Source organism: Campylobacter sp. RM12640 (assembly GCF_020137595.1).
Classification (GTDB): domain Bacteria; phylum Campylobacterota; class Campylobacteria; order Campylobacterales; family Campylobacteraceae; genus Campylobacter_E.
This window is the reverse complement of record NZ_JACGAU010000001.1, coordinates 93889-111388: the sequence shown is the minus strand read 5'-3', so window position 1 is coordinate 111388 and position 17500 is coordinate 93889. Positions and strand designations below refer to the sequence as shown.

Here is a 17500-nt window from a genome sequence, read left to right as displayed (position 1 = left end):
CTCCTTACATACTAAGTAATTCTTTAATAACCTCAACTAAAGCTTCAGGCGAGCCAATTTTTGAAATATTTACTTCATATTTTCCATTAACTACAAAACCTGGAGTTCCGAAATTCTTTGAAATAGGGTCAGCGATTTCATAAGAAGCAATGATTTCTTGAGCCTTAGGGGTAGCTAAAAACTCATCTAATTTTGCTTTATCAATTCCTAAAGCTTTTAGACCTGTTTCATAAAATTTATCTGGCTCAGCACCATTTCCCCATCTTTGATTTTTCTTAAAATAAGCTGAAAAATAAGCATCACTTACTTTATGGTGTAAGCTATGTGCGTCAGCAACTTTTCTTCCTGCTTTTTCATCTTCATTTTGTGCATAAGCTAAAACTTCAGCAGCTTGCTTGCCATAATCTCCCATAGTTTTTACCAATAAATATCCAACTTTTACATCAGGGAATGCAGCTTGGATTTTTTCCATAGTTTTTGCTTTATGATGCGAATAACAATGCGTGCATCTATAAGACCATACTTCATAAACTGAATTTTGAGCATTTGGGATAGGAGTGCTTAATGTAATGTATTCATTACCTTCACTTAAAGCAAATAAATTACCCCCCCCCATTAGCATAGTAGCTAAAACCAATGAACTTGAAACTTTTTTTAAGACTTTCATCTTAATCTCCTTAAATTAAAATTATATTTTTATTTTAATTATTTAATTTTAAAATAAACTGAAAAATTATTTTAAATTCTAATAATTATTATTATAAAATACATACTATTTATTTAATTTATAATTACTTTAAGTGTTTAATAAAATAAATTAATTAATCTAAAAAATTAAGCAAATAAAATAGCATTTAAACTATAATTGCCTAAAGGATTAATATGGGTAAAAATTATGGGGTAATTTTAGTTTTTTTAGGTGGAATTTGCTGGGGATTTAGTGGTGTTTGTGGAGAATTTATATTCTTAAAAAAAGGCTTAAATGCTGATTTTCTAGTGCCATTAAGATTATTATTTGCTGGAATATTAATGCTTTTATTTTGTTTAATAAGAAAAATCAAAATTAATTTTTTAATTTTTAAAAACACAAAACACCTATTTACATTATTAATATTTTCATTTTTCGGCATTTTTATGTGTCAATATACATACTTTTACGGAATTGAATTAAGCAATGCTGCAATTGCTACCGTAATTCAATATACAGCCCCTGTTTTTATAGTGCTAATCGTATGTTTTGAACAAAAAAGATTTCCTAACATATATGAAATTCTAGCTTTAATTTGTGTGTTGTGTGGAGCTTTTTTACTATCAACTAATGGTGATTTTAATAAATTTGTAATCTCTACTAAGGCTTTAATTATATGCTTTTTATCATCAATTGGAGCAGTTTGTTATGCAATTATTCCTAGAAAAATTAATATGATTTATTCTCCTTTGCCTAATTTAGGTTTTGCTATGCTTATTGCAGGAATTGCTTTTTGTCTATATCAAAAGATTTGGGAATTTGAAGTGCAAATTGATTTAGAATTAATACTTGCTATGTTAGGAGTAATTGTAGTTGGAACTACTATGGCTTTTGGTTTTTTTATGGTTGGTTTACAAGAAATAGGAGCAAGTAAAGCTAGTCTAATATCATCAAACGAACCATTGGCTGCTGCAATTATTGGATATTTATGGTTAGGGACAAGCTTATTAATCGTTCAAATAATTGGATTTGCTTTAATTATGATTGGTATTTTAATAACAATGTTAAAAAAGGAAAAATCTTGAAAAAATTATTAATTCTTATGAGTTTAATCTCTTTTACTTACGCACAAGATTGCAGCGCTTATTTTGCTAGCCAACAAATACAAATGGATAGAAAGATAGAAGAATTAGATGAAGCAAAACAAGCATTAGAAAGCTATAAAGCTGCCTTTTTAGCTATTCAAAAAGAAAAAGAAGAAAAAAACTTAGCAATGTTAGAAGAGATAAAAAAAGAACAAGATAAATTAGATGAAATTAGAAACAATAATGCAAAAATTTTAGCCGAAATTAGACAATTAAAAAATGAAATTACAGAAAATAAAATAAATAAAGTATCAAATGCCTATGCTAAGATGAAAGATGCAGCAGCAGCGGCTATTTTAGAAACAATGGATGAAAAAGAAGTTATAAAAATATTTTTAAGTCTTGAAGCTAAAAAAATATCATCAATACTAGCAAAAATGACTCCAGCAAAAGCAGGAGAATTAACAAGATTATTAAGTGAAAATAAATTACAAAATTAATTTATTTTCTTATAAATTTGGTTTATCTAATATTTTTTTGTTTAATAATTAAATATGATATTAGATTTAGCCTATAGGTTTTAATTAGGATTATTTTTATAGTTTGGTTTTTAAAAATTAATTTAAAACTTCGTTGTATTAGAGTTATAAAAAGTTTTTATAAAATAGTTTTTTAAGTTTATTTAGTTAAAACCTTAAATTACTTTCAACGCTAATTTAATTTCGTACGTTTTATGAAGTTTTATAAAAATTATATGTGTTATTAATATATTAGTTTTTATACTTTTAAAAGTTATTTAAAGTCCCATACATAAAGCTTTAATCTATTTTATAATCAAGTAAATTTTTAAAAAATTGCTACTTATATGCAATATATCTACTTCTTAAAATATTTGATTTTAAATTCTTTAGCAAGATTATAAGTGATATGTAATAAGAAAAATTAAAATAGGAAATAAAAATATTTCCTATTTTGTAATCACACTGGAATTACTCTAATGTTTGGACTAAGATTTTCTTGAAGAATATTTTCAATAGCATATAATGTCCCAGTGCTTCCACTAGAACAGCCACTACATGCGCCTAGATATCTAATATATAAATCGCACATTCCATCGCTACTTTTTTGAATATCAATTACTTCTAAATCTCCACCATCCATATGTAGCATTGGGCGAATTTCAGTATCTAATAATTCTTCAACTGCTTTAATTTGTTTTACAACGGTTAAATCATCAAAATTATCGCTTAAATTAGCTTTTTTCAAGCGTTCTTTATCCATTTCAGCTCTAGTTTCAGCCAATATATCAACCAAATAATACTCTCTTTTTTCATGACCACCAGGTCTTACACAAGATTTGCAAAAGCCACCTGCTTTAGTATATTGAGTAATTTGCTCAACTGATTTTAAATCATTTAATTTTATTACTTCTTTAATAGTTTTTAGGCTTACTCTAGCACATTCACAAACTATAATCTCATCTTCAAAATCTTCAGGGTTAATACCTTTATATTGAGCTGCTGCAGCTTTTATAACATCATACGCCATTACACTGCAGTGCATTTTTTGAGGTGGAACTGCAGGAGTATCAGGGTTATCACGCATTGCAAATTCCACATCTATATTTGTAATTTTTACAGCTTCATCAACACTTTTGCCTATACAAAGTCCTGCCATTGTATCACTACTAGCAATTGCAGTCCCACAGCCAAAGCTTTTAAATTTTGCGTCCTTAATAATATTAGTAGCTTCATCTACTAACCAATAAAGCCTAACAGCATCGCCACAACTTTCAGCTCCAAAATCTGCAACTATTAATCTTGTATTAGTAGCTTTTGCGTCTTCTTCTGTAAGCTCACCCATATGAATTGGATTATTCATTAAATCTTGAACTTTTTGTGAATATTCATCCCAAATTGAACCACTTATTAAATTATTTTTTGCCATTATTTATCCTTTTTAAGCCAGCTTGGAGAATAAGCGTAAGTGCTAGAAATTGCTCTTAAACGCTTAGCTGCTGCTTTAATTTGTTCTGCTGCGTAATCAATTTCACTTTCTGTATTAAAACGACTAAGGCTTAATCTTAAAGCCGTATGAGCTAAATCAGCTTCAGCTCCTATTGCTTCCATAATAGGATTACTCTCAAGAGTTTCAGAAGCACAAGCACTTCCTGTACTTGCTGCAATTCCAGCCTTATTTAAATCCCATAGCATCGCTTCACCTTCAACACCCTTAATACTTGCTAAAATAGTATTAGGAACTCTATTTGCCCTACTTCCTACTACACTAACATCAGGAATTGTTAAAATCTCATCTTCTAATTTATCTCTTAATCTTCTTATATGAGAATTTTCGTAATCAAGCATTAAATTAGCAAGTCTTAATGCTTCTGCCATTCCAACTATTCCAGCTACATTTAATGTCCCACTTCTACGACCACCCATATGCTCTCCGCCGTGAAGTAATGAAGTAAGTTTTAAACCTTGTTTGATATAAAGACCACCAACGCCTTTTGGCCCGTGGAATTTGTGTGCTGAAAATGACGCAAAATCAACTCCTGCACTTCTAAAATCAACTTTTATTTTACCAACTGCTTGGGTTGCGTCAGTGTGAAATAAAGCTCCGTGCTCATGTGCAACTTGAGCTAATTCTTTAATAGGGAAAATCATTCCTGTTTCATTATTTGCCCACATAACATTCACAAGTGCTGTTTTATCGCTTATCATTGCTTTTAAATCATCAACATTGCAAGTTCCTTCGCTATTTACAGGTAAAGTTTTAACCTTAACACCTAATCTAGCTTCTAAAAAAGCACAGGCTGCACCAACTGCTGGGTGTTCAACTCCACTTATAATGATTTCGTTTTTATCTTTATTTAAAATCTCATCAAAATAAATTCCTTTTAAAACCCAGTTTATGCTTTCAGTAGCACAAGATGTAATAATCACATCATCTAAATCACTCGCTCCTAATCCGCTATATAGTTTATTTAAAGCATCATTTAATGCTTTATGAGTAGCTTGACCATAGCGATGAAGTGAATTTGGATTACCATATATATTCTCTAAATACGGCTTCATTAATTCAAAAACGCTTGGGTCTATCATAGTAGTAGCGTTATTGTCTAAATAAATTTCTTTCATAACCTTTCCTTTTCCTAAAGCTTTTTTATCCATTTTTTAAAATGGGATAAAAATTATCTTTTATAAATAATATTCCAAATTATTAAATGAATTACTATTCTTCTATTCTTATTAAATTAATTTCATCTTTTACAAATTCTTGAACTTGTAATTCTTGCAATAATTTATTGATTTTTGCTTCATTTGCAAGATGAGTTGTAATAAAAATTGTCCTTGATTGATTTTTTGATGGGCGTTGCATTAGACTATCTATGCTAATTTCATTATTACTCATTAAACTTGTAATTTTGTTTAAAACACCTATCTTATCATCTACACTTAATCTTAAATAATATTTAGAAGTTATATCGCAAGTTGATACTAAAGATACCACTGGTAATTCATTATATCCTAGCATTTTACGAGTTTTATTATCAGCTATTTGCATTAAATCGCTTAAAACAGCACTAGCAGTCTCAAGACTTCCTGCACCTGCTCCATAATACAAACTCTCTCCTAAAGCATTATCGTTAAGCAAAATAGCATTCATAGAATTATTTACACTAGCTAAGATATGATTTTTATCTATTAATGTTGGATGAACTCTAATTTCTACCTTATCATTATTTTGTTTTGCAATTGCTAAAAGCTTAATTCCAAATTCAAATTCTTTAGCAAAATAAAAATCATCATTACTAATCTTATCAATTCCTTGAACCAAAATATCTTCAGGTTTTATATTAACTCCATAAGCAAGACTTGCTAAAATGGTTAGTTTATGTGCTGCGTCCATTCCGTTAATATCTAATGTAGGATCAGCCTCTGCATAGCCTAATTCTTGAGCTTGTTTTAAGGCTATTTCATAACTTAAGCCTTCATTTTGCATTTTTGTAAGAATGTAATTTGAAGTGCCATTTAATATACCTTTAATACAATTAAATTTATTAGCACTTAAACCTTCTTTGATAATTTTAATAATAGGCACACCGCCAGCAACACTTGCTTCATAGCCAAAATATTGATTAGGCTTTAGCATATTTTCAATATCATAACGATAATAAGCAAGTAAAGCTTTATTAGCTGTTATTACATGTTTTCCTTTTTCAAGAGCTTTTTTAATGCACTCATAAGCAAATGTAGTCCCACCCATTAATTCACAAACTACATCACAATCGCTATTTAAAATATCTTCAAAATTACTTGTTTGAGTATAAGGACAATTTGCCTTATGTTCTCTTGTATAAACTAAAGAAATTTCTAATTTTTTGCCTAGTCTTTTTTGAATTAATTCAGAATTTGTTTTGATTAATTTTGCTACACCACTAGCAACCGTTCCATACCCTAATAAAGCTATTTTCATTACATTCCCTTTATATTTAATCCTAATCTAATATTTTCTAGCGTAAAAGCATCTCCTACTATCATATAAGCACACATTTTAGGAACTGCTACATTTAATTCTTTAAAATTATTTTCACTTTTATAAGTTGAAATAAGATTTAAATTCTTATCTAAAAATTCAATCTTTGGATACCAAATATTATTTAAATTTCTATCAATTACGAGCTTAGAAATATTATTCACTTTTATAAAATACGCATCAAGTGGTTTAGTAAGCTCTAATAAATCGCCTTTATTTAATTCAAAATCAGCTTGTATATTTGCTCTGCTAAAATCAAGTTCATAACTAAATTCATTCTGATTTCTTCTAGCATCTATTATATATACCCCTGTCTTTTTTAAAGCTTCGTATAAAGCACCTGGGTCTATACTAAATTTTGAATTAATCGTAAAAGCAACACTAATTTCATCATTATTTTTTACATATTCACTAACTAAATAATAATTAATTCCTATTTGCTCATAAGCTTTTGTAATAGCCTTTAAAAATATCCCTGCTTTTGCCTTTGCGCTAAATTTAATTTGCATATTTGTAGCGTTTGAATAAGCATAAGTTAATAAAGAATTCATTTTTAAAACTTGAGTAATTGCTTTAATATTTGGCATATTTCCTTGCATATAAGACCCACTAGGAAATAATAATCTAAGCTTTGCATCTTTGCTATCATCATTTACTAATTTTGAAGCTATTTCATAAGAAGAAGTAGCATAAGAAAAACTAGCTAATACAAATAAACATATTAATTTTTTCATTATTTTGCCTTATCTAATTTTGTATATTCTTTTTGACTTAAAAAAGTAACTTTTCCATCTTTAAATAAAATATATCTAGCATCATTTGTGCTAGGTAATTCTATCTTAGAACCATCTAACTCAAGAGTGAATAAGTTATTACCAACAAAAATTAAAGAGTCTTGAGTAAAACTAGCACTTTTTACTATCATATAATTTTTAGTTTCTTTTGTTTTTAAATTCTTAACACTAACCCAAACCTTAGAATTTGGACTTAATAATAATTTATTATCTTTTTTAATCTCTACTTTAGGCTCTATAATCTCTGCTTTTTCTTCTTTAATTTCATTAGATTTTACTTCTTGAACTTTAACTTCTTGAGTTTTAATCTCTTGTGGTTTTATTTCAGGAATAAGCTCTACTTGTGCTGGAATTTGAATTGTTTCTTCTTTTGTATTGATTTTACTCTCTTCTAAATTTTCAGGCTTTTTATCTTCTTTTACTTCTTCAAGCTTTTTCTCTACTAAAGGAGTAGCTGGTTTTATTTCTTCTTTTACTTCTTTAATAGGTTCTATTTGAGTTTTGGTTTGTGTAGAATTTTCTTGCTGATTTACTTGCAATTCTTCTATTGGTTTTTCTTGAGTTGTGGTATTTTCTACTACTTCTTGAGAATTTTCATCATAATAATTAAAATAATAAAAAACCCCAGCTATTACAATAATAGTAGCTAAACTAAGATATATAAAATAAGCCAAATTACTATTTGATTCCTTATCAGAGTTATAACCCATTACTTTAGGTTTTACTTTTAAAGAATTTTTTTTGTCCTTAAAATGATTGTTTTTATATTCATTATATTCATTTAACCATTCGCTAAAATCAATATTATATTCACGCTCTAAAATCTTTATATTCATTGCAATATTAACACTACTTAAATTCTCATAATCTTTATTAATTATTGCTTTAATTCTAGCTTCATCTAAGTGAGTTTTTAAAGCTATTTCTTTAACAGAAAAACTTTTTAAATAATCTACTTCATTCATTTATCATCCTATCGCCTAAAATAGCAAAAGCATTACTAACATTTAGGCTATCAAAATTATTTTTCATAGTAATTTTTACTTCTTCATTACAAGATTTAATAATCTTAGAACTAAGTCCATTACCTTCGCTACCCATAACTAAAACCGATTTTGTAGCATATTTTATTTTATTATGCTCTTTAGCATTTTCTGAATTATTTGCAGCATAAAAGCTAAAACCAACTTGCTTAAATTCATTAACCAAGCTTAAAATATCCTTAGTAAATGCTAATTTTAATTCAAGTAAAGCACCAGCACTAGAACGCATAACTGCTTCTATATTAATATTATTTCCTGAATGAATAATCCCATCAAACCCTAAAGCATAAGCACTTCTAGCAATTGAACCTATATTTCCAACATCGCTTAATTCGTGCAATAAAACAATTTTTTCAAATTTTTTAAACTCATTTATATTTGCTAATTCGTATTCGCTAACTTTTGCTAAATAGCCTTGATGATTTCCACCCTTTGCCATTGCTTGAGCTTTAATAAAATCTAACTTATGGATTTTTTTGCCTAATTTTGTAATTTGTCTAAAGCTATCTTTATCTAAATCTTTTGCTAAATATATTTCTTCTATTTTTTCAGGATGTTTTGTAATATAGTGCATTAGCACTTGTTTGCCGTAAATTATCATTTTTCACTCTTTAATAAATTTTCATAATTTTGTTTTGGGCTAAGCCCATTTAATTTACTCAATAATTTCGCTTTATCTTTTAAACTTATATTAAGATTTAAAATATCTTGAGAATTTATATTAGAATTTGAAATAGAATTTTCATTATTTATAACCACTACCCATTCGCCTTTTAAATTCTCATTTTTTAAAATATTTGCTAGATTTTTAGCAGTATCTTTATAGGTTTTTTCATACATTTTTGATATTTCTTTAATTAAAAATAATTCTTTATCTTCATCAATTTTTGCAATATCTAATACTAAATCCAAAATCCTTGTAGGAGCTTCATATATAATAGTTGGATAGCTTTGGTTTAGAGCATTTTCTATTTGAGCTTGACGATTTTTTTTGATATTTAAAAATCCTAAAAATATAAATTCCTTATCAGAAAACCCACTTGCAACAAGTGCAGTAATAGCAGCATTTGCACCAGGCAAAACACTATATTTTATATAATTTTCTTGAGCATATTTTACTAGTGAAATTCCAGGATCGCTTATGCAAGGCATACCTGCATCACTCAAATAAGCTATATTTTTAGAAAAATCAATTTTAGAAAAATCAAAATCTTTTTCATTGTGTGAATGTAGTGATATGAAATTATTTATATTAAATTCTATATTATATTTACTACTTAATAAATTAAGTAAAGCCTTACAAACTCGCACATCTTCACAAAAAATTAACTCGCAAACTTGTAAGACTTCTAAAGCACGATATGAAATATCGCCTAGATTTCCTATTGGTGTAGGAACGAAATAAAGCATTATTGCATTGAATATTTTTTCTTAAACTTCTCAACTCTACCTGCAGCATCTACGATTTTTTCACTTCCTGTGAAAAATGGATGACAACTTGAGCATATATCTACTCTTAATTCTTCTTTATTTGATTTAGTTACAAAAGTATTTCCACAAGCACAAGTTACAGTGCATTTTTTATAATCTGGATGAATGTCTTTTTTCATAATATTTTCCTTTTTGGCATAAATAAAGCTGTGATTGTATCTTAAATTACATTAAATCTACATTAAAATTTTTGAACTTATGCTTATAATAGCCGTTTTTGCTTTTAAAATATTTGTAATTTTTAAACCTTGAGTTTTAAATAAATTCCTTTCTTTTTCACTAAAACCACCTTCAGGACCAATTACATATAAACAATCTTTATTAAACTCGCATAAATCATTTTTATTAAAATCAATTAAAACAAAATCATTATAAAGTTTTTTAAGTTCGGCTAAATTATTTAAAATTGTGATTTTTAAAATATCAGCCCTAGCACATTGTGAGCTTGAATTATGCAAAATCTTTTCAAGTTTAGCTAGTTTTTTATCATCAAATTTATAAGATTTTTGAGAAAAATCTGTATAAACTAAAAATAATTCTTCTAATCCTAATTCATTTAAATAAGGTGCAATTTCAAAAATACTATCAATTTCTATCATAGCAAGTGCAATTTTTACACCACTTTTATTTGCTTTAAATTCACATTGTTCTAGCATTTTTAAAATGATTTTATTTCTTTGCATAAATATTATTTCATATTTGTATAAAAACCCATCTAATCTACTTATATTTACTATATTTCCTATTTGTTCTCGCCTAGCTTTAAAATGAGATACTAATTCACTATCTAAAACAATTTCTTCACTACCTGCTAAATCATTAAAATAATAAAACATTGTTAAATCCTGCAATTAAAATAGCAAATAATTTTATAAGCTCTAAAAATAAACTTAATTTTTTAAATTTTAAATATTCTTTGCTTTTTCTATATTTTTTAAATTTAATAAATTGAAATATAGAAATTCCTAAAATTAAAATAACAGCAAATAGCATTAAAAATCTAAAATCATTAAAGCCTTTCATAGCTTCAATAATAATGCCTGTAAAAAACACACAAACAATTATCGTATAATAAGCAGGCAAAAGCACTCTAATTCTAAAAATATATTTATGAATGTCCTTTAAATATTGTGAAAAAACAAAATATAAAAGTTCTAAAATTATTAAAATATATACAAAAAACAAATGCACACTTATAAAATCACTCATTAAAAACTCCGATTAAAATAATAAAGAATTTGTAACACCAGCAAATATGATTAAAAATATTTTTAATATCTCAAAAACAATACTGAATAATTTAAAATTAAAGCTTTTTTTTGCTTTTTTTATCTTATTAAAAATTACAAGCTGTCTAATGCTAAGATAAAAAATCAAAATCCAACTTAAAAATAAAAAAATCTTAAAATTAAAAAATGCCTTAGTAGCTTCAATAAACATACCACTTAATAATACCAAAACTAAGGCTATAATTTGTATTGGACTAATAATTGAAATTCTTGAAATAAATTTATTAATATCCTTACAACATTGAGAAATAAACAAATAAGAAAATTCTAAAGCTACCAAGCAATACACGAAAAACATATGAATGCCAATAATACTCATTAAACTTCCTTTGGATTTATAAAAATCTCATTATTTTTAATTTTTTCAAATAAATTTATATCACTAAAATCTTCTAAAATTGCCTTAGAAAAAGTTATTTCATTTAAATTAATTCTAGGCTCATCATTATAAAAAGCATCATCATATTCACATTCAGCCCAGCCTGTTCTAGTCTCATTTAGTCTGATTTTATCTACTCTTACATTCTCATCATTGTGCATTTTTGAATTTTGTAAAATCTTAGAAATTAATATAAAAAACACTATGCTAAGATTTTCGGCACTGATATTACAAGGTAGCTCAACCCACCTAGCTGAATGCTTTTTAATATCATTTACATACTCTAAATCATCGTATTTATAAATACAAGTGCTATGGTCAAACGCATCTATTATTTGCTTAATATTTCCCTTTAAAAGCCCGAAATCATAAACCATTCCCGCTTTATCAAGAGTATTTGCATATAAAATTAATTCTAATTTATAAGAATGTCCGTGAATGCTAGTTTTACATCTTTTTGAACTACAAAACCTAACTATATGAGCATTTTCAAACTCAAATAATTTACCTATTCTCATACACCCTCCAAATCATCATAAATTCTAATATGTATCCTATCTGTATAATTAAAGCCATTTTTAATAGCAAATTCTAAAACGCTCTTAGCATTCGCTCTTAATTCATCATTAGTCGCACCCTTTGGCATTAGATAAAAATTAGCGTCTTTATAAACATTTCTTAATTCAAATAATTCTTGATTATCTTCTAAATCCGCCTTATCTAAAACGACTTTAAAAAATGCTTGTTTTGATTGCTTTAAAATTGAATTAATTGCTTCATAATTTATTCTTTTTTCCTTTGGCATTTTGCTATTTGCAAGTTTTACTCCCATTGCAAAATAACAATTTTTATAAAAATCGTATTCTTTTAAACAAATACTAGCATTAGTCTCAAACTGCACTAAATATTCATTTTTTACCAAATATTCTAAAAGCTCTATAAATTTAGGATTTTCTTGATGAATTAAAGGCTCTCCACCAGTAATTACTATCATAGGTTTATAGCTAAATGAATTTAATTTATTGATTATATTTTCTAATTTAAATTCCTTATACTCATCACTAAATTCATTAGTATAAACAGCTCTTAAAGTATCGCAACCAACTAATGTTTTATTATTTTTGCTCTTAACAACTCCAAATCCATAGCAAGAGAAATTGCACCCCGCAAAACGGATAAAATAAGCAAGTCTTCCTGCAAATATCCCTTCACCTTGAATACTTAAAAATTCTTCAACTAATTTCATCATCCACCCGTTTGTGAAAACGACCTAGCAGAGCTTTTATTATCTTCTTCGCTCCATTTATTTTTCTCAGGTTTGTTTTCTAAAACCGTATTTAAAATCTCTAAAGCCTTATTAATATCTTTATTTCTTAAAGCCTTTTTAATACTCATAGCTTCATCAAAATAAAGGCAAGGTATCAAAAATCCTTCCGCACTAAGTCTTAAACGATTGCAGCTATCACAAAAATCGTGCTTGTGTGGATTAATCACACCAAATACATAATCTAACTCATCAATTTTATATAAACTAGCAGGAGAATTTGGCTCTTTCTCAAGTGCATTTATGCTAAATCTTTGCTTGATTTTATCTAGTATTTCAGCTTCTCTTAATCCACATAATTGTCCGTAAGCGTGTTCGTTTTCCATAAATTCAATAAATCTTATTTGAATATTTTTATCTTTGCAAAACATAATCAAATCAATTAATTCATCTTCATTAATACCCTTTAAAGGAACGCAATTAATCTTTACTTTTAACCCTACTTTTAAGGCTTCTTCTATACCTTCTAAAACTTCTTTTAAAATATCTTTTTGAGAGATTAATTTTGCTCTTTGTGGCACTAAAGTATCAAGAGATACATTTATTCTTACAAGTCCTGCTGCTTTTAATTTTGCCGCTTGTTCTTTTAATAAAAATCCATTAGTTGTAAGTGCTAAATCCAAATCGCTCTTATAATCAATTAGCATTTTTATGAATTTATCCAAATCAGCTCTTACAAGTGGTTCTCCACCAGTTAAACGGATTTTATCTACACCCTTATCCATACATAATTTTGCAAATAAAAATAATTCTTCATAGCTTAATAAATTTTCTTTAGGAACCCAATTAAAAGGAACTTTTGGCATACAATAAAGACAACGGAAATTACATCTTTGAGTAAGTGAAATTCTTAAATAATTTATCCTTCTTCCATACGAATCAATTAACATTTTTAGTCCTTATAAACTTTTTAAAATAATATTAATTGCTTGTGGGCTTTTGTTTAGAAGTAATGCTATTTCTTCTACGCTTTTACCATCTCCAAAAAGTTTTAAAATCTGCATTCTTTCAGCGTCTTCATTAGGACTTAGCCTAGTGATTGGCTCGTTTGCAAGTTCTAAATTTGCAATTCTACTATCTTGGTTTTTTGTAACTTCTTGAATACTTTCTTGAATAATGCCTAAATCACTATTTAGCTCATTAATTCTTTCATCAATAATTGAATGTATTAAAAACTCACAATTTTGCATAATATTATCATTAAAATCATTTTGTTTAGCGTTATTTATCTCTGCTAGTTTTAATTTTTCTACATCTTTTTCAAGTCTATGAATAGATTTATAATTCTCATCAATAGCCTTTAAAACCCCATCTAATTTATCATTTAAATCTCTAAAACTAAGTCTTACATAAACAAATAATAAAACTATAAAAATTATAAATACAATATAAATTAATAAATCAATCCCCATTTTTTTCCTTTTTAATATTAATTAAATTCCTTTGAATATCAGCTACAAATAAATTAAGCCCTTCTGTATCATATCTTTTAATTTGAGTGATTTTAAAAGTATGCTCATCAATTGCACTAACAAAACAAGATATAGTTCTATCAACTAAAACAAGCCTTGCATAATATGTTTGATTAGGTTTTAAACTATCTTCAACACGAATATATTCATAATTTATTGAATTTGAATAGGTGCTATTATCTAATTTTATAAATTCATCTTTTTTAAGATTTTTAATTTCTAATAAATCTTTTTTAATATCACAAAGCATTTCAAAAAACAATTTATCTTCAGGATACATATCCATTTTACTAGCTCTGTGCCTATAATCTTGTAAAGATTTATGATAATTAATAGCATTATATTCTTGTAAAAATCTATCTTCTAATTCCTCACATTCTTGATAATCAATTCTAAATCTTGCTTCATACATAATCATTAGCTAACCTTTAAATCTATTATAAAAAATATCAAAAACACTATGCTAACAATAGCGTTTATATCAAAAAAAGCTCTTTCTATTTTTTCTGTATTTTTTCTCACTATAAAATGCTCTATTATTAATAAAATTCCTACGATTATCAATCCTAAAAATCCATAAAATCCAGCATTTACACTAACTAAAAAAACAAACCAAAACAAAAATGCAATCAAATGAAAAATCGCAGCTATAAATAAAGTAGCCGTTTTACCAAAACAAGATGGTATAGAAAATAAATTATTTGCTTTATCAAATTCTAAATCTTGCAAAGCATACAAGCAATCAAACCCAGCAGTCCAAAAACAAACCGCAAAACATAAAGCAATAGAATAAGCACTAATAGAATTTGTAAGCACAATTTCACCTGCTACACAAGCAAATCCTAAAGATAAGCCTAAAATAATATGAGCTAAATAAGAAAATCTCTTAAATAAAGAATAAGAACCAAGTAAAGCTAAGGCAAAAAAGCTAAGATAAAAGCAAGTAGTATTTATAAAATATGCTAAAAGCACGAAAATTACAGCATTTGCGATTATAAATAAAACCAAATTCCCACGCCCTACTCTACCATCTACACTAGGACGATTTTTTGTCCTTTCGTTTAATATATCAATATCAGCATCAAGTAATCTATTAAGTGCCATTGCGTAATTTCTAGCACAAACAGCACAAAAAATAGCTAAGATAAAATTAAGCCAAATTGATGATAAACTTAATTCATATAATTTTATAGCGCTAAGCATTGAAATAATTAAGAAAGGTAAAGCAAAAATACTATGCTTAAATACGATTAATTCTAAAATGTTTTTTAATTTATTCATAACTCTTCCGTTTTTAATCTAGTTTATAATATTTTAATTAAGATTTAAGGATAAAGATGAAAAAAATTGCTCTCATAGGAACAACTGCAAGTGGCAAAACAAACCTAGCTCATAAACTTGCTAAAGCTTCAAATTCTATAATTTTAAGCCTTGATAGTTTATGTCTTTATAAAGAATTAAATATTATAAATGCCAAGCCAGATAATCAAATGCTAGAAGAGATTAAATACTTTGGAATAAATCTAATTAGCGTAAATGAAAATTATAATGTAGGGCTTTATTTTGATGAATACAAAAAGGCTTTAGAGTTTGCAAAAAATAATGAAAAAAATCTAATCATAACAGGTGGAAGTGGATTTTATCTAAAAGCAATGCTTGATGGATTAAGCCCTAAAATTAATGATATTAATCATAATTTAAGCCTTGATGAAATCTATAATCTAATGCTAAAAATTGATAAAAACTCAAACATATCAGCAAATGATACTTATAGGCTAAATAAATGGTATAGTATTTATAAAAGCACAAATGAAATTCCTAGCCTTTGGCTAAAAGCAAATACTCAAGAAGCACTTATTAAAGAACTTAAAATATACGATATTTTATGGGATAAAGATATTTTAAACGAAAGAATTAGGCTAAGGACTAAACAAATGCTTAGCTTAAATGCTTATGATGAAGTTATAAATTTATATAAGATTTATGGTGATACAAAAGCATTAAATTCTATTGGAGCTAAAGAAATAATTGATTGTTTTAATCAAAAAATATCTAAAGATGAATTAGAATATTTAATCACAATTCATACAAGACAACTAGCAAAAAGACAAAGAACTTTTAATAAAAAATTTAATGCAAAAATATTTAATATAAAAAGCGAAGAAGATTTGCAAAACGCATACGAAAGTATTTTAAGCTCACTTTAATAAAAATATTTTTAATTCAAATTCTAAAAAGAATTTGAATTAAAATAAAAATTATTTAAACCAAGATTTAATAGTATCAAATATCCCGTGTTGTTGCTCTTTAGCATCATTTTTGATACCAAAACTCTCATTTAATTTTTCTAATAATTCTTTTTGTTCTGCATTTATATGTTTTGGATACATAATACTAAGTTGGACAAATTGATCCCCTGTTCTTCTTGTATGATGGTTTTTAACACCTTCGCCACTAATTTTTACAAGTTGTTTATCGCTTAAGCCAAATGGAATTTGAATACTAGCTTCTCCTCTAATAGTAGGCACAATGATGGTAGAACCTAAAGCTGCTTGGGTAAATAAGATTGGAACATCTATATAAATATCATCACCTTTTCTAACAAACTTATCATCTCTTGCTACACGAAGTTTTATATACAAATCAGAACGCTCATTAGAATTAATCTCATTTCCTTTATTAGAGCATTTTAAAGTTACTCCGTTATCAACTCCTTCAGGAATAGTTACTTCTAATTCTTCTTTTTTATTTTCTTTTCCACTACCTTGACAAGATGAACATTTATCTTTTACTACTTTACCTTTACCGCCACACACATCACAAGTGCTAACCATTTGGAAAAAGCCTTTTCTAATAGCTATTTTGCCCTTGCCATTACATCTTGAGCAAGTAGTTGTAGTTTTACTTGCCGAGCCTGTTCCATCACACTTAATACAATTTGCTTTATAAGAATAATTAACTTTCTTTTTACAACCAAAAATAGCTTCTTTAAAACCTAATTCAAGAGTAATAAATAAATCTTCATCAATTTCTTCATCATCACTATCGCCAAAGCCACCAAAAATATCACTAAAAATATCACTAAAATTTGAAAATCCTTCAAATCCAAAGCCACCAGCACCTGAACCACCATTAAGACCAGCTTCGCCGTATCTATCATATCTAGCTCTTTTAGTGTCATCACTTAAGGTTTCATAAGCTACATTGATTTCTTTAAACTTTTCTTCAGCATCTTTATCGCCTTGATTTCTATCAGGATGATATTTCAATGCCAATTTTCTATAAGCTTTTTTAATTTCTTCAGAACTAGCATTTTTACTAACTCCTAGAATTTCATAAAAGTCACGCATCTTTTTCCTTTTGCAATTTATCATTTATAAATTAATTATTGTT

22 protein-coding genes are annotated in these 17500 nt (G+C 27.1%); 3 read left to right on the top strand and 19 right to left on the bottom strand.

The window, feature by feature from the left end:
- Positions 1–4: 4 nt before the first annotated feature.
- Positions 5–667: a thiol:disulfide interchange protein DsbA/DsbL gene (locus AVBRAN12640_RS00635; RefSeq protein ID WP_214116882.1), complete on the bottom strand. Its 663-nt coding sequence runs from the start codon at positions 665–667 to the stop codon at positions 5–7.
- A 215-nt stretch (positions 668–882) separates the two neighbouring features.
- Here AVBRAN12640_RS00635 and AVBRAN12640_RS00630 point away from each other — a divergent pair, with 215 nt between their 5' ends.
- Together AVBRAN12640_RS00630 and AVBRAN12640_RS00625 are read left to right on the top strand one after the other, a co-directional pair.
- On the top strand, positions 883–1773 hold the full coding sequence (locus AVBRAN12640_RS00630) for a DMT family transporter (protein WP_336608368.1): 891 nt from the start codon (positions 883–885) through the stop codon (positions 1771–1773).
- On the top strand, positions 1770–2273 hold the full coding sequence (locus AVBRAN12640_RS00625; RefSeq protein WP_214116887.1) for a magnesium transporter MgtE N-terminal domain-containing protein: 504 nt from the start codon (positions 1770–1772) through the stop codon (positions 2271–2273). The genes AVBRAN12640_RS00630 and AVBRAN12640_RS00625 overlap by 4 nt, the downstream gene beginning before the upstream one ends.
- A gap of 478 nt (positions 2274–2751) precedes the next feature.
- Here AVBRAN12640_RS00625 and AVBRAN12640_RS00620 read toward each other — a convergent pair whose 3' ends face one another.
- The 17 genes from AVBRAN12640_RS00620 to AVBRAN12640_RS00540 all read right to left on the bottom strand — a co-directional run bounded on the left by AVBRAN12640_RS00620 (position 2752) and on the right by AVBRAN12640_RS00540 (position 15388).
- The gene (locus AVBRAN12640_RS00620; RefSeq protein WP_214116889.1) at positions 2752–3720 is read right to left on the bottom strand and encodes an iron-sulfur cluster assembly scaffold protein; all 969 of its coding nucleotides are present in this window, start codon (positions 3718–3720) and stop codon (positions 2752–2754) included.
- Positions 3720–4916: a NifS family cysteine desulfurase gene (locus AVBRAN12640_RS00615; protein ID WP_214116891.1), complete on the bottom strand. Its 1197-nt coding sequence runs from the start codon at positions 4914–4916 to the stop codon at positions 3720–3722. The genes AVBRAN12640_RS00620 and AVBRAN12640_RS00615 overlap by 1 nt, the downstream gene beginning before the upstream one ends.
- 94 nt (positions 4917–5010) lie before the next feature.
- Positions 5011–6255, bottom strand: coding sequence for a homoserine dehydrogenase (locus tag AVBRAN12640_RS00610; RefSeq protein WP_214116893.1), 1245 nt, complete (start codon positions 6253–6255; stop codon positions 5011–5013).
- Complete coding sequence (locus AVBRAN12640_RS00605; RefSeq protein ID WP_214116895.1) at positions 6255–7049, bottom strand: hypothetical protein; 795 nt, start codon at positions 7047–7049, stop codon at positions 6255–6257. Before AVBRAN12640_RS00605 ends, AVBRAN12640_RS00610 begins: the two co-directional genes overlap by 1 nt.
- Complete coding sequence (locus tag AVBRAN12640_RS00600; RefSeq protein ID WP_214116897.1) at positions 7049–8074, bottom strand: hypothetical protein; 1026 nt, start codon at positions 8072–8074, stop codon at positions 7049–7051. Before AVBRAN12640_RS00600 ends, AVBRAN12640_RS00605 begins: the two co-directional genes overlap by 1 nt.
- Positions 8067–8753, bottom strand: coding sequence for a TrmH family RNA methyltransferase (locus AVBRAN12640_RS00595; protein ID WP_214116899.1), 687 nt, complete (start codon positions 8751–8753; stop codon positions 8067–8069). Before AVBRAN12640_RS00595 ends, AVBRAN12640_RS00600 begins: the two co-directional genes overlap by 8 nt.
- Positions 8750–9562, bottom strand: a complete 813-nt coding sequence (gene rsmI, locus AVBRAN12640_RS00590) for a 16S rRNA (cytidine(1402)-2'-O)-methyltransferase (RefSeq protein WP_336608367.1) — start codon at positions 9560–9562, stop codon at positions 8750–8752. The genes AVBRAN12640_RS00595 and rsmI overlap by 4 nt, the downstream gene beginning before the upstream one ends.
- Positions 9562–9762 (bottom strand): 50S ribosomal protein L31, encoded by a 201-nt coding sequence (rpmE, locus tag AVBRAN12640_RS00585; protein WP_214116903.1) that lies wholly within the window; start codon positions 9760–9762, stop codon positions 9562–9564. Before rpmE ends, rsmI begins: the two co-directional genes overlap by 1 nt.
- A 57-nt stretch (positions 9763–9819) precedes the next feature.
- Positions 9820–10479: a 16S rRNA (uracil(1498)-N(3))-methyltransferase gene (locus AVBRAN12640_RS00580; RefSeq protein ID WP_214116905.1), complete on the bottom strand. Its 660-nt coding sequence runs from the start codon at positions 10477–10479 to the stop codon at positions 9820–9822.
- Positions 10463–10852 carry a hypothetical protein gene (locus AVBRAN12640_RS00575; RefSeq protein WP_214116907.1) on the bottom strand — a complete coding sequence of 130 codons (390 nt, stop codon included), beginning with the start codon at positions 10850–10852 and terminating at the stop codon, positions 10463–10465. The genes AVBRAN12640_RS00580 and AVBRAN12640_RS00575 overlap by 17 nt, the downstream gene beginning before the upstream one ends.
- Positions 10853–10864: 12 nt before the next feature.
- Positions 10865–11251, bottom strand: a complete 387-nt coding sequence (locus AVBRAN12640_RS00570) for a hypothetical protein (protein WP_336606707.1) — start codon at positions 11249–11251, stop codon at positions 10865–10867.
- Positions 11251–11829: a 6-pyruvoyl trahydropterin synthase family protein gene (locus AVBRAN12640_RS00565; protein WP_214149885.1), complete on the bottom strand. Its 579-nt coding sequence runs from the start codon at positions 11827–11829 to the stop codon at positions 11251–11253. The genes AVBRAN12640_RS00570 and AVBRAN12640_RS00565 overlap by 1 nt, the downstream gene beginning before the upstream one ends.
- Positions 11826–12557 carry a 7-carboxy-7-deazaguanine synthase QueE gene (locus tag AVBRAN12640_RS00560; RefSeq protein WP_336608366.1) on the bottom strand — a complete coding sequence of 244 codons (732 nt, stop codon included), beginning with the start codon at positions 12555–12557 and terminating at the stop codon, positions 11826–11828. The genes AVBRAN12640_RS00565 and AVBRAN12640_RS00560 overlap by 4 nt, the downstream gene beginning before the upstream one ends.
- Positions 12557–13525 carry a GTP 3',8-cyclase MoaA gene (gene moaA, locus AVBRAN12640_RS00555; protein WP_267524258.1) on the bottom strand — a complete coding sequence of 323 codons (969 nt, stop codon included), beginning with the start codon at positions 13523–13525 and terminating at the stop codon, positions 12557–12559. The genes AVBRAN12640_RS00560 and moaA overlap by 1 nt, the downstream gene beginning before the upstream one ends.
- Before the next feature lie 9 nt (positions 13526–13534).
- Positions 13535–14047, bottom strand: a complete 513-nt coding sequence (locus AVBRAN12640_RS00550) for a helix-turn-helix domain-containing protein (RefSeq protein ID WP_214116919.1) — start codon at positions 14045–14047, stop codon at positions 13535–13537.
- Entirely contained in the window at positions 14037–14525 is a 489-nt protein-coding gene (locus AVBRAN12640_RS00545) for a hypothetical protein (protein WP_214116920.1), read from the bottom strand. Before AVBRAN12640_RS00545 ends, AVBRAN12640_RS00550 begins: the two co-directional genes overlap by 11 nt.
- On the bottom strand, positions 14525–15388 hold the full coding sequence (locus tag AVBRAN12640_RS00540; protein WP_336608365.1) for a UbiA-like polyprenyltransferase: 864 nt from the start codon (positions 15386–15388) through the stop codon (positions 14525–14527). Before AVBRAN12640_RS00540 ends, AVBRAN12640_RS00545 begins: the two co-directional genes overlap by 1 nt.
- A gap of 56 nt (positions 15389–15444) precedes the next feature.
- Between AVBRAN12640_RS00540 and miaA the strand changes: the two genes are divergently transcribed.
- A complete protein-coding gene (gene miaA, locus AVBRAN12640_RS00535) occupies positions 15445–16314 on the top strand; it encodes a tRNA (adenosine(37)-N6)-dimethylallyltransferase MiaA (RefSeq protein WP_336608364.1) in 870 nt (289 codons plus the stop codon).
- Positions 16315–16365: 51 nt separating this feature from the next.
- Here miaA and dnaJ read toward each other — a convergent pair whose 3' ends face one another.
- Positions 16366–17457, bottom strand: a complete 1092-nt coding sequence (gene dnaJ, locus AVBRAN12640_RS00530) for a molecular chaperone DnaJ (RefSeq protein ID WP_336608363.1) — start codon at positions 17455–17457, stop codon at positions 16366–16368.
- Between the last annotated feature and the right edge of the window lie 43 nt (positions 17458–17500).